The organism is Paracoccus aestuarii, from assembly GCF_028553885.1.
In the GTDB taxonomy this organism is placed as follows: domain Bacteria; phylum Pseudomonadota; class Alphaproteobacteria; order Rhodobacterales; family Rhodobacteraceae; genus Paracoccus; species Paracoccus aestuarii.
Genome location: NZ_CP067169.1, coordinates 692,538 through 711,537, shown reverse-complemented (window position 1 = coordinate 711,537; position 19,000 = coordinate 692,538). Strand labels below are relative to the sequence as shown.

Genomic DNA, 19,000 nt, shown 5'->3' with positions numbered 1-19,000 from the left:
CTCACCGCTCCTTCAGTTTGACGCGGGCGTTGAAGATGTTCATCCCCGCCGAGATGATCAGGCTGATCACCAGATAGGTCAGCATCATCAGCACGATCGCCTCCAGTTCCCGTCCGGTCTGGTTCAGCGTGGTGCCGCCCAGGGTGCCGCGCAGGTCCATGTAACCCACCGCGATCGCCAGAGAGCTGTTCTTGGTCAGGTTCAGGTATTGCGAGATCAGCGGCGGGATGATCACCCGCAGCGCCTGCGGCAGGATCACCAGGCTCATGGTGCGGTTGGGGCGCAGGCCCAGGGCGAAGGCCGCCTCGGACTGGCCGCGGCTGACGGCCAGGATGCCGGCGCGCACGATCTCGGCGATGAAGGCGGCGGTATAGAGCGTCAGCGCCAGCCACAGCGCCACCAGCGAGTTCGACACGTTCAGCCCGCCGGTGAAGTTGAAGCCCTGCAGGCTGGGCGCCTCCAGGTGCAGGCCGAAATACCAGATCAGGATCAGCGTCGGCACGGTCATCACGGCCAGCGTCTGCCACCAGGTGACGGGGCGGATGCCGGTGCGGTCCTGCACGGCCTGGGCGCGGTCGCGGATCATCCGGCGCGCGATCAGCCCGGCGATCAGGGCGCCCGCGATGGCGATGGTCGCCCAGTTGAAGGTGATGCGCGCCCCCAGGTCCAGGCTGCCCGGATCGTTGGTCATCGCCAGGGTCGGGATCGCGGTATAGCGGTTGGTCAGCGCCACATGATCGAAGAGGATCATCGAGGCGGTGGGATTGTCCCCGCGAAAGGCGTTGGGCGCGGGCATGATCTCGGTGAAGACCGCATAGACGATCAGGATCCACAAGAGCAGCGGCATGTTGCGGAAGATCTCGACGAAGACGGTCATCAGCCGCGCGAAGAGCCAGTTGTTCGACAGCCGCGCGACCCCCACGATCACGCCCAGAACGGTGGCCGCGATGCAGCCCAGCACCGCCACGATCAGCGTGTTCAGCAGCCCCACCACCGCGGCGCGCAGATGCGTGTCGTCGGCGGTATAGGGGATCGGCGTCTGCGGGATGTCATAGCCCGCGCGCTGGAACAGGAACCCGAAGTTGAAGCTCTTGCCCATCAGGCTCAGGTTGTGGATCGTGTTCATGACCAGCCACCAGGCGCCGGCCATGACCAGGATGAACACGACCACCTGGAAGGTCATGGACCGATACCGCCGGTCATTGACCAGCATGCTCAGTCGGAACGGCGGCGAAGCCGGGACCGATGCGTCCGTCATCTTTCTACCCCTGTCACCCGCCATCGGCTTTGTGCCGTTTCATTGATGCGGCGGGCTTGTCGTTGATCGGGGACCGGCCCGTGCGGCCGGCCCCCTTGTCCGTGTCGGATCAGCGGAACGGCGGCGCGTAGAGCAGCCCGCCCTGGGTCCATTGCGCGTTCAGCCCGCGCGCCAGCCCGATCGGGGTCTGTTCGCCGATATTGGCGGCGAAGATCTCGCCATAGTTGCCGCCGGCCACGATCGCGCGGCGCGCCCATTCGGCGTCCAGGCCGATCATCGCGCCCAGCTCGTCCGTGGTGCCCAGCAGGCGCTGGACCTCGGGGTTGGTCGAGGACCGGACCAGCTCCTCGATATTGCGCGAGGTGACGCCGTATTCCTCGGCGGCGATCAGCGCGTTCAGCGTCCAGCGGGCGATGTCGCCCCAGTTGTTGTCGCCATGGCGCACGGCCGGGCCAAGCGGTTCCTTCGAGATGATCTCGGGCAGGATGATGTGGCTTTCGGGATCGGCGAAGGCGGCGCGGGTCGCGGCCAGGCCCGATGCGTCGGTCGTATAGGCGTCGCAGGCCCCGGCCATGTATTGCTGTTCACCCTCGGCATTGCTGTCGATGTTGACGGGGGTGTAGTTCAGGTTGTTGGCGCGGAAATAATCGGCCAGGTTCAGCTCGGTCGTGGTGCCGGTCTGGATGCAGATGGTGGCGCCGTCCAGTTCCTTGGCCGAGGTCACGCCCAGGTCGCGGCTCACCATGAAGCCTTGGCCGTCATAGTAGTTCACGCCCACGAAATCCAGCGCCAGGTCCGTATCGCGCGAGAAGGTCCAGGTCGAGTTGCGCGCCAGCACGTCGACCTCGCCCGAGGCCAGCGCGGTGAAGCGGGTCTGGCCCGTGGTCGGCACGAAGCGCACCTTGTTCGGATCGCCCAGCACCGCCGCGGCCAGCGCCCGGCAATAGGCCACGTCGAACCCGGTCCAGTTGCCGCTGGCATCCGGCGCCGCGAAGCCGACCAGGCCGGTATTCACGCCGCAGTTCAGCTCGTCGCGGTCCTTGACCTGCGCCAGCGTCGCCCCCCCATCCTGGGCCATCCCCATGCCGGCCAGCATCGTCGTCGCGGCCACCGTCCCCAGGAAAACCGATTTTTTCATTTCTACCTCTGTGTTGGAGCATCCTGCGGGCCTTGGGCCCCCGGACGCGATGCGGACCCTTCCCCGGGTCCTTGTCGACCTCGGGCCGGCATCGACTGCCGTCCCAATAGGCGGTATTGTGCCGATACAACTTGCCGCGTCAAGAACTCCGTCGCCGGTCGCAACCGCTTTCAACCGCGACGGGACAGATGCCACAGGCGCTCTGCCACCAGAATGGACAGACGGCGGCCCTCGGCCACGGCGGCGGCGTCCTCGTCATGGCCCCATTCCTCGGCCTGGAAATCCTCGTCGATGCGGGACAGGTGGTGGGCCTCCTCGCCGGTCAGGCGGCCCTCGATCACCGCCAGGCCCAGGATCAGCGACCCGGGAATCGTGACCAGATCATGCAGCGCGGTCAGCCCATACAGGTCCAGCGCGCGCAGACGGTCATGCAGCCGGGCCAGCGCGGCGGGGTCCTGGGGGACGGGAATCACCCCTTCGGTCACGCGCAGCGGCGCGTCCAGGTCGCGCGCGGCCCATGCGATCAGCGGGTCCCAGGCCTCGGCCTGGCGCCGGACCAGGACCTGCGGCCCCGTTGCCCGATAGGACAGCAGGTCGGTGCCCGCATATTCGGCAAGCATGGAAGCAACGTCTTCGAATTGCGGGGCCACGCGTTCGGTCGCGGAATTGGCCGCCCGGGTCAGGGGCATGGTCAGCGGGCGGATCAGATCCTCCTGCGCGCGCCATTCCTCGGCCAGGGCGCGGGCCAGCGCCTCGGTCGGCAGGATCAGGGGATGCTTGTTGGGGCTGCGCAGGGGTTTGTCATCCAGCACAACCTCGAACCCGTCGCCCGCCGCGCGGGTCGAGACCTCGGTCCAGAACCGCCGGGCCTTCCATTCGCTCATGCCGCCCACTCCTCGATGGCCTGTGTCAATGCGCCGAAATCATCCAGCAGCCGCGCCGCGCCGTGATCGCGCAGCACCTGCGGGGGGTGATAGCCCCAGGTCACGCCCAGGCCCGTCACGCCCGCCGCCTGCGCCATCGCCATGTCAAAGCCCGTATCCCCGATCATCACCGCGCGGTCGGCCGGAACCCCGGTCTCGGACAGGGCCGCCAGCAGCATCGCGGGATGCGGCTTGGACGGGTGGCCGTCCGCCGTCTGCAGGCTGATGAACCGCCCCTGCAGCCCGTGGCCCAGGATCATCGCATCCAGCCCCCGGCGCGACTTGCCCGTGGCCACGGCCAGCAGCAGGTCGTCGCGCCGCGCCAGCCGGTCCAGGCAGTCCCGCGCCCCGGGAAAGAGCGGCGCGATCCCCTGCGTCCGCGCCCGCGCGAAGCTGTCCTTGTAGGCCGCCACGATCGCCGCCTGCACCGCATCCGACAGGCGCGGCGCCAGTTCGCGCACCGCGACCGGCAGGGACAGGCCGACGATGCGCAGCGTCTCGGCCTTGGGCAGCGGCTCCAGCCCGACCTGCGCGAAGGCATGGCTCATGGCATGGTGGATGTGGTCCTGGCTGTCGACCAGCGTGCCGTCGACGTCAAAGACGACCAGCCTCATGCGTCATCCGCAAAGGGGTCGTCGGGCACGTCGTTCTCGTGCCAGCCGACCGATTTCCAAGTGCGCAGCATATGCTCGGGCAGGGGCGCGGTGATGGTCACGCGCTTCCTGGTGATCGGATGGTCGAAGGTGATCGAGCGGGCGTGCAGATGCAGCTTCTTGCTGATCTCGCCGCCCAGCTGCGCGCCCCAGCCATCGCCCAGATTCTCCTGCCCCGATCCGCCGTATTTGCCGTCGCCCACGATCGGATGGCCCAGTTCGGCCATATGGGCGCGCAGCTGATGCGTGCGCCCGGTGATCGGCACCAGCGCGCACCAGCTGGCCCGCGTGGCCAGCGCGTCCAGCACGGCGTAATCGGTGGTGGCGCGCTTGGCGCCTTCGGTCGCGTCGATGTCGCGGGGATGGACGGCGATCATCTTCTCGTTGTCGCCGCGGCCGCCGCCGCCCTTGACCAGGCCATAGCGGATCGTGCCCATGCGCGGATGCGGCACGCCCGCCACCGCCGCCCAATAGATCTTGCGCGTGGTCTTGTCGCGGAAGGCCGCCGACAGGGCGCGCGCCACCCGGTCGGTCCGCGCCAGCAGCAGCACCCCCGACGTGTCCTTGTCCAGCCGGTGCACCAACTTGGGCCGTTCCTTGTAGCCAAAGAGCAGCGCGGTGGTCAGCCCGTCCACATGCCGTCCGCCCAACCCGCTGCCGCCTTGGCTGGGCAGGCCGGGGGGCTTGTTCAGCGCGATGATGTGTTCGTCCTTCCACAGGACGGCCTCCTGGATCATCTGCGCGTCGCTGTCGGTCACGCGCGGGCCCAAGGGGCGTTCGGCCCGTTCAGCGGCGGGACCGGGTTCGGGCAAAGGCGGGATGCGGACCTGCTGGCCCGGCTCGACCCGGGTGGCGGCCTTGACCCGGCCGCCATCGACGCGCAATTCGCCCTTGCGGCACATCTTCTCGACCGCGACCTGGCTCAGATGCGGAAAGCGCTTGCGCAGCCAGCGGTCCAGGCGCATCTCCGCCTCGTCATCGCCGACGATGATGGTCTGAACGCCACTCATGGCTGAAATCCTCGTGTTTGCTGGCCCCTCTCCTGTCGGCGCGGGGCGGCAAAGTCAACCGCCGCGCTTCAGGCGCTGGCTGACGAACCAGTCCAGGCGCTTCTTCAGCTCGCGTTCGAAGCCCCGCTCGACCGGGACATAGAGGACCGGGCGCTTGACGCCGTCGGGGAAATAGTTCTGGCCGCTGAACCCGTCCTCGGCATCATGGTCATAGGCATAGCCCGCGCCATAGCCCTGATCCTTCATCATCTTGGTCGGCGCGTTCAGGATATGGGCGGGGGGCATCAGGCTGCCGGTGCGGCGCGCCTCGGCCCGGGCGCCCTTGTAGGCGGCATAGCCCGCGTTGGATTTCGGCGCCAAGGCCAGATAGATCACCGCCTGGCCCAAGGCCAGCTCGCCCTCCGGACTGCCCAAGCGTTCATAGAGCGCCCAGGCATCCAGGCAATGGCGCGCGGCCGCCGGATCGGCCAGGCCGATATCCTCGATCGCCATGCGGGTGATGCGGCGCGCGAGGTAACGCGGATCCTCGCCCCCCTCCAGCATCCGCGCCAGCCAATAGAGCGCGGCATCCGGGTCGCTGCCGCGCACCGATTTGTGCAGGGCCGAGATCAGGTTGAAATGCTCGTCCCCCGCCTTGTCGTATTTCGCGGCCCGCCGCATCAGGCGCTGCGCCAAGGCGTCGGGGTCGATGGGCGCGGTGACCTTCCAGGCGGCGACCTGCTCGATCAGGTTCAGGGCGGCGCGGCCGTCGCCATCGGCCATCTCCAGCAGCGCGTCGCGCGCCTCGGGGGTCAAAGGCAGCTTGCGGCCCAGCTCGCGTTCGGCGCGCTGCGCCAACAGCTCCAGATCGGCCAAGGACAGGCGGTCCAGCACGATGACCTGGGCGCGCGACAGCAGCGCGGCGTTCAGCTCGAAGGAGGGGTTCTCGGTCGTGGCCCCGACCAGCAGGATGGTGCCATCCTCCATATGCGGCAGGAAGCTGTCCTGCTGCGCCTTGTTGAAACGGTGGATCTCGTCGACGAAGAGCAGCGTCGCGCGGCCCTGCCCCCGGCGCAGACGCGCGGCGTCGAAGACCTTGCGCAGGTCCGGGACGCCGGTGAAGATCGCGCTGATCTGCACGAAGGCCAGGTCGGTCTCGTCCGCCAGCAGGCGGGCGATGGTGGTCTTGCCCACCCCGGGCGGCCCCCAGAGGATCAGCGAGGACAGGCTGCCCGCCTCCAGCATCCCGCCGAGCGGCCCGTCGGGGCCCAGCACCCTGCCCTGCCCGATCACGTCGGACAGGCGCGCGGGCCGGATGCGGTCGGCCAGGGGGCGGACCGTCCGCGACGGGGTTTCGGGTTCGGGCGCAGTGTCGAAAAGGTCGGCCATGGCGCGCAGTCTAGGGCCTGGCCCCGGTCTGCGACAGCCCCATCAATGCATCTTGGTGGTCAGGTCGATCGCCACGCATTGGAACAGCCCGTCATCGATCTGCATCTGGCGGCCCAAGGCCTCGGCCGTCAGCCCGCAGCGCCCGTACCAACGCGGCCAGTTCGCCCCGGTCAGCGCGATCAGCTTGGTCGCGCCCATGTCACGCGCCGATCCGGTCATCGCCTCGACCATCTTGAAGTGGACCTTGCGGCGATACATCTGCGGGATCGAGTGGCTGACGAAGACGCGCGAGCATTCCCAGACATGCGGATCGACCGGCGCGGGCGCATAGAGCAGGTCCTGCGGGATGGCGCCGCCCAGGATCCCCTCCTGCGCGTCGCGGATCATGTAGGAATAGATCCCGCAACGCGCCGTGGTGGGGGTCAGCCGGATGCCCGCCAGGACCTCGGTGCGGTCATGGATGGCGATCCAGCGGCTCTGGGGCGTGTCATACTGGTCGAATTCCATATCCTCGGATTCGGGCAGGTCCCAGTTCTTCTGGATGATGAAGCTCTGCTTGCGGGCCCGGAACAGGTTTGCGAACAGTTCGCCGTGATTGTGTAGGTTCGAAAAGGACAATGTCGTGGTCTGCATCTGCTTCTCCTGGGTGTGAGGGCACCCTTCCCGCCTTGCGGACCCCTGTGGGCGACATCTACAGCAAACGGTATTCCTTGGCCCTCTGCAGCGCCTCGGCGGTGGTCCTGGCCTTCAGGCGCTCGCGGACGGAAATCAACCTAGCCTTGAACGCGCTTTCGGTAATGCCAAGCTTGGCAGCCGCAGCCGCATGACGATCCCCCTCCGCAATGCAACGAAGGGCATCTTTCTGAGCCTTGGTCAGGCTCTCCGGCGGCTCCGTGATCTCGTGGAGGCGCCGAACCGTGGTCGAGATCTCGGCGATCTCGGGGTCGGTGAACTCGCGGTCGGCCCGGGCAAAGGAGGCGATGGTCCGCGAGGCGATCGGACCATGGGACACGGTCAGACCGAAGATCAGCCCGTGATTCGCCGCATCCTTCAGGATGTTGAACGGATCAGGGATCGGCAGCGACGACCACCGGCAATGCCCCGTGGTCGAAAAGCCCCAGGCAATCGTGGGGTCACGCAGGGCATAGCCGTTCTGGGAATAGAATTCCGACCATTCCTCGGAATAGGTCTGGAATTGCATCAGGGGCGCCGCGAAGCGGATATGCAGACCGACGAAATAGCCGGACTGGGCAATCTTGCCCAGGCTGCGCAATCCGGCGTTTATGTCTGCACGTGAGGACATGGCTTTTTGAACAGCTTGAAATGATTACGGTCAACGTCCATCGAAGCTTTGGACGCATTAAGTTTCGATTTGGTTAACGCGATGGCAAATAGGTTGCGTTCCATCATTCTCCCCCTGGCCGGCCGCTGAAGACGGCCGCGCCGCCTCCAGTCATACCGCCAGTCCGCCACCCGCAATAAGGCGAAGAATGCGCGCTGCCTCTACGTCAAGCGGATAAGCGAAACCCCGCCGCGGCAGGTCGCGACGGGGCAATGTCGGTCAGCCGAAGCGCCGGGATCACTCCTCGGCGTATTCCGCCTCCAGGCGGGCGCGGTCGGCGGCGCCCTTGGCGCTGGTGTCGCGGTCGACCAGCTCGATGATCGCCATCGGCGCCATGTCGCCATAGCGGAAGCCGGCCTTCATAATGCGGACATAGCCGCCCTGACGGTCCTTGTAGCGCTCGCCCAGGACGTCGAACAGCTTGGCGACATGCATGTCCTGCTTCAGCGCGGCGGCGGCCTGACGGCGGGCGTGCAGATCGCCGCGCTTGGCCAGCGTGATCAGCTTTTCGACGATCGGACGCAGTTCCTTGGCTTTCGGCAAGGTGGTCTTGATCTGCTCGTGCTCGATCAGCGAGCCGGACATGTTGGCGAACAGCGCCTTGCGGTGTTCGTGGGTACGGTTGAGGCGGCGGTAACCGCGAGCGTGACGCATGATGATCTCCTACAGCGTGTTTTGCTTTGTCCGGCGGCCCATGCGTGCGGGCCGCTCTCCTTGGGGCGGATGCCCATATCCGGCGGGGGTCACCCCCCGCCGATATCTCAGAACTGGTCGTCGAAACGCTTGGCCAGGTCCTCGATGTTCTCCGGCGGCCAGTCGACCACATCCATGCCCAGGTGCAGTCCCATGCCCGACAGCACTTCCTTGATCTCGTTCAAGGACTTGCGGCCAAAGTTCGGGGTCCGCAGCATCTCGGCCTCGGTCTTCTGGATCAGGTCGCCGATATAGACGATGTTGTCGTTCTTCAGGCAGTTCGCCGAACGGACCGACAGCTCCAGCTCGTCGACCTTTTTCAGCAGGCGCGGGTCGAATTCCAGCCCGTCGTCGCTGTCCTGGCGGGTCGCCGATTCGGGTTCGTCGAAGTTCACGAAGACCGACAGCTGGTCCTGGACGATGCGCGCGGCATAGGCCACGGCGTCCTCGGGGGTCAGCGAGCCGTCCGTCTCGATCTTCATCGTCAGCTTGTCGTAATCCAGCACCTGGCCCTCGCGGGTCGGCTGAACCTCGTAGCTGACGCGCTTGACCGGCGAGAAGATCGCGTCGATCGGAATCAGGCCGATGGGCGCATCCTCGGGGCGGTTCTTGTCGGCGGCGACATAGCCCTTGCCCGTCTGCACGGTCAGTTCCATGTTCAGCTCGGCGCCGTCGTCCAGGTGGCATATGACGTGGTCGCGGTTCAGCACGGTGATGCCGGCCGTTTCCTGGATGTCGCTGGCCTTGACCTCGCCCGGACCCTTGGCGGACAGGGTCAGGCGCTTGGGGCCTTCGACATCCATCTTCAGGGTGACGCCCTTCAGGTTCAGAACGATGTCGGTCACGTCCTCGCGGACGCCGGCGACGCTGCTGAATTCATGCAGGACATTGTCGATCTGGACGGCGGTGATGGCACCGCCCTGCAGCGACGACATCAGCACGCGGCGCAGCGCGTTGCCAAGCGTCAGGCCGAAGCCCCGCTCCAGCGGCTCCGCGACCAGGGTCGCGGTGCGGGTCGCGTCGGCGCCCGGCTTGACGACCAGCTGGGTCGGCTTGATCAGTTCGGCCCAATTCTTGTGGATCATGGATTTTCCTCCATACCTGTCCCCGACCCATGACCGTGGCCGGAAACGCCCGAGGTGAAATGCATAAGCCCGGCCCCCGCGAAAAGGCGGGGGCCGGTCATTGATGATCCGCGATCAGACGCGACGGCGCTTGGGCGGGCGGCAGCCGTTATGCGCGATCGGCGTCACGTCACGGATGGCCGTGATGTTGAAGCCGGCCGCGGCCAGCGCGCGCAGAGCCGATTCGCGGCCCGAGCCGGGGCCCTGGACCTCGACGTCCAGCGTGCGGACGCCGTGTTCCTGCGCCTTGCGGCCGGCATCCTCGGCGGCCATCTGGGCGGCATAGGGGGTCGATTTGCGCGACCCCTTGAAGCCCATCGTGCCGGCCGAGGACCATGCGATCGCATTGCCCTGGACGTCCGAGATCAGGATCTTGGTGTTGTTGAAGCTCGAATTCACATGAGCAACGCCAGCGGCGATGTTCTTGCGTTCCTTGCGCTTCATGCGGGTCTTGTCACGTGCCATGTCGCTGCCCCCTTACTTCTTCTTGCCGGCGATCGGTTTCGCCGGGCCCTTGCGGGTGCGGGCGTTGGTATGCGTGCGCTGACCGCGCACGGGCAGGCCGCGACGGTGGCGCAGGCCGCGATACGAACCCAGATCCATCATGCGCTTGATGTTCATCTGGACTTCGCGGCGCAGGTCGCCCTCGACGGTCAGGTTGGCGTCGATATATTCGCGGATCGACAGGACTTCGGCATCCGACAGTTCATTGACGCGGCGCGTGCGGTCGATGCCGGTCGCCTCGCAGATCTGTTCGGCGAACATGTCGCCGATGCCGTGGATATAGGTCAGTGCGATGGGGACGCGTTTCCCCGTCGGAATGTTGACGCCAGCAATACGAGCCACGCGTTTTCCTTTTCAGTTGCGGTTCCGTAACGCCGGAACCTTTTTTCACAACGCAAGGCCCGAAAGCCATGCCTTCGGGCCAAATCGATGATCCACCCGCGGACCGGGTGATTCTCTTGCGAGATGCCGTGATCTAGCGGCAGTCGGCCCCGCCGTCAAGCGCCGGGGCCTGATGCCGCCTCAGGGCAGCTTGGCGGCGATGGCCTCGGCGACGTCATCCATCGCGCCCATGCCGTCCACCGCCTGAAGATCGCCCTTGGCGTAATAGTAGCCCAGAAGCGGCGCGGTCTTCTTGTAATATTCCCGCAGCCGGTCGGCAAAGACCTCGGGCGTGTCGTCGCGGCGGACCTCCTGACCCGCGGCGCGGCTCTCCTCGGCGCGCTTGACGATCCGGCCGACCAAGGCCTCGTCATCGACCTGCAGCTCGATCACCGCGTCCAGCTTCATGCCGGTCTCCTCCAGCAGGCGGCCCAGGGCGTCGGCCTGGGCCAGCGTCCGGGGGAAGCCGTCAAAGATGAAGCCCTTGCCGCCGCGGTCCAGCTGTTCGCGAATCAGGCCGATGACGATTTCGTCTGTGACCAGCTCGCCCCGGTCCATGACCTCGGCCACGCGCTTGCCCATCTCGGTCCCCGAGGACCGGGCGGCCCGCAGCATGTCGCCGGTGGACAGCTGCACCAGGCCGCGTTCATCCACCAGACGCTTGGCCTGGGTGCCCTTGCCGGCACCCGGCGGTCCCAACAGGATGATGTTGATGGTCATGCGTCTGTCCCCCTCAGGCTGGCCATTAATTTCGGCCCTTTCGGTCCCGCCGCGCCCTCAGCGGCGCGACGGTGTGCGGCGCGGTTTCGCCGTCCCCGGCTTGCGCTTACCACGCAGCTGGGATTTCTCAATCAGCCCTTCGTATTGATGGGCCAGCAGATGGCTCTGGACCTGGTTGATCGTGTCCATCGTCACCGAGACCACGATCAGCACCGAGGTGCCGCCCAGATAGACCGGGATCGAGAACTGGTCGCGCAGGATCTCGGGCATCAGGCAGACGGCGGCCAGATAGGCCGAACCGATCACCAGGACGCGGTTCACGACATAGTCCAGATAATCCTGGGTCCGCTTGCCGGGCCGGATGCCGGGAATGAAGCCGCCCTGGTTCTTCAGGTTCTCGGCCACGTCCTCGGTCTTGAAGGACACGTTCTGGGTGTAGAAATAGGTGAAGAAGATGATCATCGCCGCGAAGAACAGCAGATAGAGCGGCTGTCCCGGCCCAAAATATGCCAGCACCAGCGACATGACCGGCCCCGTCTCATTCCCCGAGAAGGTCGAGATCGTGATCGGCAACAGCAGCAGCGAGCTCGCGAAGATCGCCGGAATCACGCCCGCCGGGTTCACCTTGACCGGCAGGTGGCTGGTCTGGCCGTCATAGACCTTCATGCCGACCTGGCGCCGGGGATACTGGATGCGAATCTTGCGCAGCGCGCGCTCCATGAACACGACGAAGGCGATGACGGCGATCAGCATGACGATCACGAACAGGATCACCGGGGTCGAGATCGCGCCCGACCGGCCCTGCTGGAAGAAGGTCGCCAGCGCCGCCGGAATTTCCGCCAGGATTCCCACGAAGATGATCAGCGAGATGCCGTTGCCGACGCCGCGCGCGGTGATCTGTTCACCCAGCCACATCAGGAACATCGTGCCGCCGACCAGCGTGATCACGACCGATGCCTGGAAGAACAGCCCCGGCTCATGCGCCAGGCCCCCCGCCTCAAGGCTTCGGGCCAGGCCATAGGCCTGGAACAGCGCCAGCGCGACCGTGCCGTAGCGGGTGTACTGGTTGATCTTCTTGCGGCCCTGCTCGCCCTCTTTCTTCAGCTGCTCCAGCGACGGGACCATCGAGGTCAGCAGCTGCACGATGATCGAGGCCGAGATATAGGGCATGATGCCCAAGGCAAAGACGCCCATCCGGCCAAGCGCGCCGCCGGTGAACATGGACAGCATCCCGCCGATCCCGGTCGAGGCCTGGTCCATGAAGTTGCGCAGCGCCGCGCCGTCGATGCCGGGCACGGGGATATAGGTGCCGACGCGGTACATGATCAGCACGCCGATTGTGAACCAGATCCGCTGGCGAAGTTCCGTGGCCTTGCCGAGCTGCCCCCAGGAGAGGTTCGCGGCCATCTGTTCTGCGGCTGACGCCATATGAAGTCCGTCCCGTGTCATGACAGCGCCGCCGACCCGTTTTCGCGGGGACCGGCGGCGCCTGAAAACCTGAATGCTATCTATGGGGCGCGCGCGCCCCGATCAACAGCTTATTCGGCCGCCGCCTTGGGCGCGGCCAACTGGACCTTGCCGCCGGCCTTCTCGACCGCCTCGATGGCGGCCTTCGACGCGCCGGTGACGCTGATGGTCAGGCCGGCCTTCAGTTCGCCCTTGGCCAGCAGACGGATGCCGTCCAGCTTGCGGCGCACGAGGCCCGAGGCGACCAGCGCATCCTCGGTCAGCTCGGCGGAGCCGTCGATCTTACCCGCGTCGATGAAGCCCTGGATCATGCCCAGGTTGACGACGGCGAAGCTCTTGGTGTTGGGCGCGGTGAAGCCACGCTTGGGCAGACGGCGATAGAGCGGCATCTGGCCGCCTTCATAACCGTTCAGCGCGACGCCCGAACGCGATTTCTGGCCCTTGATGCCGCGGCCTGCGGTCTTGCCCTTGCCCGAACCGGGGCCGCGGGCGACGCGCTTCTTGGTGCGGTTGGCGCCGTCATTGTCGCGGATTTCATGCAGTTTCATGTCGCTTCTCCTTGCCGGACGCACCCTCGAAGCGAAACAGGGGGCCACGGCTTTTCTTGCTTGTTGAATCACTGTGCCCTGAGGCACCGGGGCGCAATACACCCGATCGCCGCGGCATTCAAGCAATCCTGCAACGCCGCCCGCCCCGCGGGGCCATGACACCATCTTGTGTCTTGAGCGCCGCGCCCCCCTGCCCCAGTCATCGATGCAGACGCAACCGACAGGACACCCCCATGAGGCGCCTGACCCTTTCCCTTTTCGCCCTGACCGCGGCCCTGACCGCAACCTTGACCGCGGCCCCCGCCCTGGCCGAGCCGGTCTTCTGCACCGCGCGCATCAACGACCGCGACGTCGTGATGGCCTATGACCCCGCCGAGGCGCGCCAGGATGACAGCTTCACCCGCAGGCAGGCCCTGGCCGCCCGCGTCGGGCGCCACGACTGCCCCAGCTATGTGGTGCTGCGCAGCCTGACGCCGGAACTGACCGACGAGGAACGCCAGCCCTTCTGCCTGCGCCATGACAAGGCCAGCGATTCGGTGATCGGCTATGACCTGGGCGCCCGCGACAGCCTGGGCCAGTGCCGCGCAGCGTCGCGCTCGGTCTGTCGGCGGGTGAACCAGACCACGGCGGCCGCCAATGCCCTGACCGGGGCGGCCGCGCGGCGGTCGGTCCAGGGGCTGCAGGCCCTGCCCGACGGGTCGGGCGCGGTCATCCTGAACGGCACCGGCAGCGCGATCTCCGGGGCGCTGGCCTCGCTCGGCGGGGCGGCGGCGGCCGTGGCGGCATCGCCCGTGCTGCTGACCGGGGCGGCCGTGTCGGTCGTGGCCGTGGGCGGCACGCTCTATGCCTGCCGCGAGGAGGACTGAGGTCCGGAACGCAAAACGCCCCGCCGATCGGCGGGGCGTTTCGATGAACAGGGCCTGACGGGCCTCAGTTCTTTTCTTCGATGATGGTCACCAGATGCGGGATCTTGTTGACCATGCCGCGGACCGAAGGCGTGTCCTCCAGTTCCCGCGTGCGATGCATCTTGTTCAGGCCCAGACCCTTCAGCGTCTCGCGCTGGATGGCGGGGCGGCGGATCGGGCTGCCGATCTGCTTGACGACGATGGTTCCCATGATGGCTCCTTAGGCTTCGACGGCTTCGGCAGCCGGCTTGGTGTCCTGCTGCAGGATGTCGGCCACCTTCTTGCCGCGACGCTGCGCGACCGAACGGGGGCTCGATTCCTTTTTCAGGCCATCCAGGGTGGCGCGGATCATGTTGTAGGGGTTCTGCGACCCCTGCGACTTGGCCACGACGTCCTGGACGCCCAGCATCTCGAAGACGGCGCGCATCGGGCCGCCCGCGATGATCCCGGTACCGGGAACGGCGGTCCGCATGATGACCTTGCCGGCGCCGTGGCGGCCTTCCATGTCATGATGCAGGGTGCGGCCGTCGCGCAGCGGGACGCGGATCAGGTTGCGCTTGGCCTGCTCGGTGGCCTTGCGGATGGCCTCGGGGACCTCCTTGGCCTTGCCCTTGCCGAAGCCGACGCGGCCGCGCTGGTCGCCCACGACGACGAGCGCCGCAAAGCCGAAGCGCTTGCCGCCCTTGACGGTTTTCGAAACGCGGTTGATCGCGACGAGGCGATCCTGGAATTCCGGGTTCTCTTCGCGCTCGTCGCGGCGACCCCGGCGGTTGTCACGTTCTGCCATGAGGCATTCCTTCCTGGTTGGCGCGCGCTTGGCGCCGATCACATCAACCCAGGTGGGCGGGCGACCGAAACCGTCCGCCCCCGGGTCATCGGAGCGGCGCCCGAAAGCGCCGCCCGCAACATCAGAACTTCAGGCCACCTTCACGGGCGGCGTCGGCCAGAGCCTTGACTTTGCCGTGGAAGATGAAGCCGCCGCGGTCGAAGACCACTTCCTCGACGCCGGCGGCCTTCGCACGCTCGGCGATCGCGGTGCCGATCTTGGCGGCGGCCTCGACGTTGTTCTTGCCCACCAGGCCGAAATCCTTCTCCAGCGTGCTGGCCGAGGCCAGGGTCACGCCGTTCAGGTCGTCGATGACCTGAACCGAGATGTTCTTCGACGACCGGTGGATCGACAACCGCGGACGGCCGTTCGACATCGCCCGCAGTTTGTTCCGCACGCGCAGGCGGCGCTTCTGGAACAGCTCTTGCTTTTTCAGTGCCATTTCATGCGCCCCTTACTTCTTCTTGCCTTCCTTGCGGAAGACATACTCGCCCTTGTAGCGGATGCCCTTGCCCTTGTAGGGCTCAGGCTTGCGCCACTCGCGGATGTTCGCGGCAACCTGACCAACCAGCTGCTGGTCGATGCCCTCCACAACGATTTCGGTCTGCTTCGGCGACGTGATCGTGACGCCTTCCGGCACCTCGAAGTTCACGTCATGCGAATAACCCAGAGCCAGCTTCAGGACATTGCCCTGCATGTTGGCGCGGTAACCCACGCCCTGGATCTCCAGCTCCTTCTTGAAGCCCGTCGAGACGCCCGTCGCCAGGTTCTCGATCATCGAGCGGGTCATGCCCCACTGCTGGCGGGCACGTTTGGACGTGCCGCGCGGCTTCACCGAAACCGAACCCTCTTCCAGGGTCAGGTCCACATCATCGGTCGCCGTGAAGCTGCGGGTGCCTTTCGGCCCCTTAACTTCGATGGTCTGACCCTTGATCTCGGCCGTCACGCCCTTGGGCAGTTCGACCGGCTTCTTACCAATCCGAGACATTCCGCCCTCCTTAGAACACGGTGCAGAGGACTTCGCCGCCGACATTGGCGTTGCGAGCCGCTGCATCCGACATGACGCCCTTGGGAGTCGAGACGATGGAGACGCCCAGACCCTGACGGACCTGCGGGATTTCCTTGGAACCGGCATAGACGCGGCGACCGGGCTTGGACACGCGCGACAGTTCCCGGATGACCGGGCTTCCGTCGTGGTATTTCAGGCCGATTTCCAGCTCCTTATGGCCGGCTTCGGTGGTCACTTCCTCGTAGCCGCGGATGTAACCTTCGCTTTGCAGCACGTCCAGAACCCAGGCACGCAGCTTGGAGGCGGGGGTGCGGACGGTCGATTTGCCGCGCATCTGCGCATTGCGGATGCGGGTCAGCATATCGCCGAGAGGATCGTTCATCATTCTGTATGCCCCCTTACCAGCTGGACTTGACCAGGCCGGGGATCTGACCTTGCGAGCCCAGCTCGCGCAGCATGATCCGCGACAGTTTCAGTTTGCGGTAATACGCATGCGGACGACCGGTCAGTTGGCACCGGTTGTGCAGACGCGTCGCCGACGAGTTGCGCGGCAGTTCGGCCAGCTTCAGCGAGGCCTTGAACCGCTCTTCCATCGGACGGGACTGGTCGTTGATGATCTCTTTCAGGTCGGCACGCTTGGAGGCGTACTGCTTGACCAGACGCTCGCGCTTCTTCTCGCGCTCGATCATGGATTTCTTTGCCATATCTTCTTTCCCTCCGCGATCAGCTGGTGAACGGCATGTTGAAATGCTTCAACAGCGACTTCGCTTCCGCGTCGGTCGTCGCGGTGGTGCAGATGATGATGTCCATCCCCAGAACTTCGTCGACCTTGTCGAAGTTGATTTCCGGGAACACGATCTGTTCCTTCAGACCCATCGCATAGTTGCCCCGACCGTCGAACGAGGTCGGCTTCACGCCGCGGAAGTCGCGGACGCGCGGCAGCGCGATGTTGATCAGGCGGTCCAGGAATTCGTACATGCGGTCGCCGCGCAGGGTCACCTTGCAGCCGAGCGGCATCTCCTCACGGACGCGGAAGCCGGCGATCGACTTCTTGGCATGCGTGATGACAGCCTTCTGACCGGCGATGAGCGACAGCTCCTCGGCGGCCTGCTTGACCTTCTTGGTGTCCTTGACGGCTTCGCCGACGCCCATGTTCAGGACGATCTTGTCCAGACGCGGGATCTGCATATCGTTCTTGTAGCCGAACTCTTCCTTCAGCGCGGCCTTGATCTTGTCACGGAACTCCGCGCGCAGGCGGGGCGTGTACTTGGTTGCGTCCAGCATCAGATCACGTCTCCCGTGGTCTTGGCGAAACGGACCTTCGCGCCGTCTTCCATGCGGAAGCCCACGCGGGTCGCCTTGCCGTCCTTGTCCATCAGCGCCAGGTTCGACAGGTCGATCGGCATGGCCTTCGCCACGCGGCCGCCCTGGCTGTTCTGGGACTGCTTGGTGTGGCGGATGGCGACGTTCACGCCGTCCACGATGGCCTTGTTGTCCTTGGGCATGACAGCGGTGATCTCACCCTGCTTGCCCTTGTCCTTGCCGGCCAGCACGACGACCTTGTCGCCCTTCTTCAGCTTGGCAGCCATCACAGCACCTCCGGAGCGAGCGAGATGATCTTCATGAAGTTCTTGGCACGCAGCTCGCGCACGACCGGCCCGAAGATACGGGTGCCGACCGGTTCGCCCTGGTTGTTCAGGATGACGGCGGCGTTGCGGTCGAAGCGGATCGAGGTGCCGTCTTCACGGTTCACTTCTTTCGCGGTGCGGACGACGACGGCCTTGCGGACGTCACCTTTCTTGACCCGGCCCCGCGGGATGGCTTCCTTGACGGACACGACGATGATGTCGCCCACCGACGCATAGCGACGGTGCGAACCACCCAGGACCTTGATGCACTGAACCCGGCGAGCGCCGGAGTTGTCAGCAACATCCAGATTGGTCTGCATCTGGATCATTTGGTTTCTCCCGACCTTTGGGGACCGCGCCCTGTCTCTTGAATGGGGGCGGCCCCAGGGTTTCGATCATTTCTGATCTGTGATGATGGACTTCAGGCGGTAGCCGCTTCGTCCGTCAGGACAGTCCAGCGTTTCGTCTTCGAGATCGGGGCACATTCGACGATGCGAACGAGGTCCCCGACCTTGAACTGGTTCTGCGCGTCATGCGCGCGGTATTTCTTGGACGACCGCACGGTCTTGTGCAGCAGCGGGTGCTTGAAGCGGCGTTCGACCAGGACGGTGACGGTCTGTTCGTTCTTGTCGCTGGTGACGCGGCCTTGCAGAATACGCTTGGGCATGGGCCGGGCTCCTTAGTTCGAGGCCGCGGCTTCGGCCGCTTTCTGGTTCAGAATCGTCTTCACACGGGCGACGTCGCGACGGATGGTCCGCATGCGCGCCGTGCTCTCGAGCTGGCCGGTGGCCTGCTGAAAGCGCAGGTTGAAGGCCTCTTTCTTCAGGGCGACCAGCTGGTCCTTCAGCTGGTCGGGCGTTTTCGCCGACAGTTCCTTGGCGTCCATGACGCGTGTTCCTTTCAACATCACCGGAGAGCCCCTGATGCCCAGGGCCACCCTGATTCCGGTGGAGTTTCATGATGAAGGCCTGCCCATACAGGCTGGTGCAGGTCTTGGCAAGCCCCAATCCCCGGAAAGCCGGGAAAACAAGGGCCCCGCCGACGGATCGGCGGGGCCCCTGCGGTGATCTGTGCCCGGGCGGGCGGGACTTACCAGTCCTCGCGCGCCACGATGCGGGTCAGGACCGGCAGCTTCATCGCGCCGAGGCGCAGCGCCTCGCGGGCGATCGTGTCGTTCACGCCGTCGATCTCGAACATGATCCGGCCGGGATGGACACGGGCCGCCCAGAAATCGACGGAACCCTTGCCCTTACCCATCCGCACCTCGGTCGGCTTCGACGAGACCGGGACATCCGGGAAGATCCGGATCCAGACGCGGCCCTGGCGCTTCATGTGGCGCGTGATCGCGCGGCGGGCCGCCTCGATCTGGCGCGCGGTGACGCGCTCGGGCTCGGTCGCCTTCAGGGCGTAGGAGCCGAAGTTCAGGTTGTACCCGCCCTTGGCTTCGCCGTGGATGCGGCCCTTGTGCTGTTTGCGGAACTTCGTCCGTTTCGGTTGCAGCAT

General features: G+C 65.9%; 28 protein-coding genes. 1 reads left to right on the top strand and 27 read right to left on the bottom strand.

The genetic code is table 11. From position 1 onward, the window contains the following. Position 1 precedes the first annotated feature (1 nt). The 15 genes from JHW48_RS03665 to rplO all read right to left on the bottom strand — a co-directional run bounded on the left by JHW48_RS03665 (position 2) and on the right by rplO (position 13,129). Positions 2-1,258: an amino acid ABC transporter permease gene (locus JHW48_RS03665; protein WP_240637685.1), complete on the bottom strand. Its 1,257-nt coding sequence runs from the start codon at positions 1,256-1,258 to the stop codon at positions 2-4. A 109-nt stretch (positions 1,259-1,367) separates the two neighbouring features. Continuing rightward, on the bottom strand, positions 1,368-2,396 hold the full coding sequence (locus JHW48_RS03660) for an amino acid ABC transporter substrate-binding protein (RefSeq protein WP_119884992.1): 1,029 nt from the start codon (positions 2,394-2,396) through the stop codon (positions 1,368-1,370). Positions 2,397-2,566: 170 nt separating this feature from the next. After that, on the bottom strand, positions 2,567-3,280 hold the full coding sequence (locus tag JHW48_RS03655; protein WP_119884993.1) for an ATP12 family chaperone protein: 714 nt from the start codon (positions 3,278-3,280) through the stop codon (positions 2,567-2,569). Next, positions 3,277-3,933, bottom strand: coding sequence for an HAD-IA family hydrolase (locus tag JHW48_RS03650; RefSeq protein ID WP_119884994.1), 657 nt, complete (start codon positions 3,931-3,933; stop codon positions 3,277-3,279). Before JHW48_RS03650 ends, JHW48_RS03655 begins: the two co-directional genes overlap by 4 nt. Continuing rightward, positions 3,930-4,982 carry an RluA family pseudouridine synthase gene (locus JHW48_RS03645; protein ID WP_119884995.1) on the bottom strand — a complete coding sequence of 351 codons (1,053 nt, stop codon included), beginning with the start codon at positions 4,980-4,982 and terminating at the stop codon, positions 3,930-3,932. The genes JHW48_RS03650 and JHW48_RS03645 overlap by 4 nt, the downstream gene beginning before the upstream one ends. A gap of 54 nt (positions 4,983-5,036) precedes the next feature. Beyond that, positions 5,037-6,350, bottom strand: a complete 1,314-nt coding sequence (locus tag JHW48_RS03640) for a replication-associated recombination protein A (protein WP_119884996.1) — start codon at positions 6,348-6,350, stop codon at positions 5,037-5,039. Positions 6,351-6,392: 42 nt separating this feature from the next. Continuing rightward, complete coding sequence (locus JHW48_RS03635) at positions 6,393-6,983, bottom strand: acyl-homoserine-lactone synthase (protein WP_119884997.1); 591 nt, start codon at positions 6,981-6,983, stop codon at positions 6,393-6,395. A gap of 58 nt (positions 6,984-7,041) precedes the next feature. Next, positions 7,042-7,653, bottom strand: coding sequence for a helix-turn-helix transcriptional regulator (locus JHW48_RS03630; protein ID WP_119884998.1), 612 nt, complete (start codon positions 7,651-7,653; stop codon positions 7,042-7,044). A gap of 276 nt (positions 7,654-7,929) precedes the next feature. Next, positions 7,930-8,346 (bottom strand): 50S ribosomal protein L17, encoded by a 417-nt coding sequence (gene rplQ, locus JHW48_RS03625; protein WP_119884999.1) that lies wholly within the window; start codon positions 8,344-8,346, stop codon positions 7,930-7,932. Between the two features lie 107 nt (positions 8,347-8,453). Continuing rightward, complete coding sequence (locus JHW48_RS03620; protein ID WP_119885000.1) at positions 8,454-9,470, bottom strand: DNA-directed RNA polymerase subunit alpha; 1,017 nt, start codon at positions 9,468-9,470, stop codon at positions 8,454-8,456. Positions 9,471-9,584: 114 nt separating this feature from the next. Continuing rightward, a complete protein-coding gene (gene rpsK / locus JHW48_RS03615; protein ID WP_119885001.1) occupies positions 9,585-9,974 on the bottom strand; it encodes a 30S ribosomal protein S11 in 390 nt (129 codons plus the stop codon). 12 nt (positions 9,975-9,986) lie between these two features. Next, positions 9,987-10,355, bottom strand: a complete 369-nt coding sequence (rpsM, locus tag JHW48_RS03610; RefSeq protein WP_119885002.1) for a 30S ribosomal protein S13 — start codon at positions 10,353-10,355, stop codon at positions 9,987-9,989. A gap of 180 nt (positions 10,356-10,535) precedes the next feature. Next, entirely contained in the window at positions 10,536-11,108 is a 573-nt protein-coding gene (locus tag JHW48_RS03605; RefSeq protein WP_419182409.1) for an adenylate kinase, read from the bottom strand. Between the two features lie 63 nt (positions 11,109-11,171). Continuing rightward, positions 11,172-12,542, bottom strand: a complete 1,371-nt coding sequence (secY, locus tag JHW48_RS03600; RefSeq protein ID WP_119885004.1) for a preprotein translocase subunit SecY — start codon at positions 12,540-12,542, stop codon at positions 11,172-11,174. Positions 12,543-12,652: 110 nt separating this feature from the next. Continuing rightward, complete coding sequence (rplO, locus tag JHW48_RS03595; protein WP_119885005.1) at positions 12,653-13,129, bottom strand: 50S ribosomal protein L15; 477 nt, start codon at positions 13,127-13,129, stop codon at positions 12,653-12,655. Positions 13,130-13,362: 233 nt separating this feature from the next. Here rplO and JHW48_RS03590 point away from each other — a divergent pair, with 233 nt between their 5' ends. Then, complete coding sequence (locus JHW48_RS03590; RefSeq protein WP_119885006.1) at positions 13,363-13,995, top strand: hypothetical protein; 633 nt, start codon at positions 13,363-13,365, stop codon at positions 13,993-13,995. A gap of 64 nt (positions 13,996-14,059) precedes the next feature. Here JHW48_RS03590 and rpmD read toward each other — a convergent pair whose 3' ends face one another. The 12 genes from rpmD to rplP form a co-directional block, all read right to left on the bottom strand. Next, positions 14,060-14,248 (bottom strand): 50S ribosomal protein L30, encoded by a 189-nt coding sequence (rpmD, locus tag JHW48_RS03585; protein WP_119885007.1) that lies wholly within the window; start codon positions 14,246-14,248, stop codon positions 14,060-14,062. Positions 14,249-14,254: 6 nt separating this feature from the next. Then, positions 14,255-14,821, bottom strand: a complete 567-nt coding sequence (rpsE, locus tag JHW48_RS03580; RefSeq protein WP_119885008.1) for a 30S ribosomal protein S5 — start codon at positions 14,819-14,821, stop codon at positions 14,255-14,257. A 121-nt stretch (positions 14,822-14,942) separates the two neighbouring features. Next, entirely contained in the window at positions 14,943-15,302 is a 360-nt protein-coding gene (rplR, locus tag JHW48_RS03575; protein WP_119885009.1) for a 50S ribosomal protein L18, read from the bottom strand. Positions 15,303-15,314: 12 nt separating this feature from the next. Next, positions 15,315-15,848, bottom strand: coding sequence for a 50S ribosomal protein L6 (rplF, locus tag JHW48_RS03570; RefSeq protein WP_119885010.1), 534 nt, complete (start codon positions 15,846-15,848; stop codon positions 15,315-15,317). Positions 15,849-15,858: 10 nt separating this feature from the next. Beyond that, positions 15,859-16,251, bottom strand: coding sequence for a 30S ribosomal protein S8 (gene rpsH, locus JHW48_RS03565; RefSeq protein WP_119885053.1), 393 nt, complete (start codon positions 16,249-16,251; stop codon positions 15,859-15,861). A gap of 16 nt (positions 16,252-16,267) precedes the next feature. Beyond that, on the bottom strand, positions 16,268-16,573 hold the full coding sequence (gene rpsN, locus JHW48_RS03560) for a 30S ribosomal protein S14 (RefSeq protein ID WP_119885011.1): 306 nt from the start codon (positions 16,571-16,573) through the stop codon (positions 16,268-16,270). 19 nt (positions 16,574-16,592) lie between these two features. Then, a complete protein-coding gene (gene rplE, locus JHW48_RS03555) occupies positions 16,593-17,153 on the bottom strand; it encodes a 50S ribosomal protein L5 (protein ID WP_119885012.1) in 561 nt (186 codons plus the stop codon). Continuing rightward, positions 17,153-17,458, bottom strand: a complete 306-nt coding sequence (gene rplX, locus JHW48_RS03550) for a 50S ribosomal protein L24 (protein WP_119885013.1) — start codon at positions 17,456-17,458, stop codon at positions 17,153-17,155. The genes rplE and rplX overlap by 1 nt, the downstream gene beginning before the upstream one ends. After that, on the bottom strand, positions 17,458-17,826 hold the full coding sequence (gene rplN, locus JHW48_RS03545) for a 50S ribosomal protein L14 (protein WP_022708219.1): 369 nt from the start codon (positions 17,824-17,826) through the stop codon (positions 17,458-17,460). The genes rplX and rplN overlap by 1 nt, the downstream gene beginning before the upstream one ends. A gap of 92 nt (positions 17,827-17,918) precedes the next feature. Then, a complete protein-coding gene (rpsQ, locus tag JHW48_RS03540; protein WP_119885014.1) occupies positions 17,919-18,164 on the bottom strand; it encodes a 30S ribosomal protein S17 in 246 nt (81 codons plus the stop codon). A 12-nt stretch (positions 18,165-18,176) separates the two neighbouring features. Further along, a complete protein-coding gene (gene rpmC / locus JHW48_RS03535) occupies positions 18,177-18,383 on the bottom strand; it encodes a 50S ribosomal protein L29 (RefSeq protein ID WP_119885015.1) in 207 nt (68 codons plus the stop codon). 203 nt (positions 18,384-18,586) lie between these two features. Then, a complete protein-coding gene (rplP, locus tag JHW48_RS03530) occupies positions 18,587-19,000 on the bottom strand; it encodes a 50S ribosomal protein L16 (protein WP_119885016.1) in 414 nt (137 codons plus the stop codon).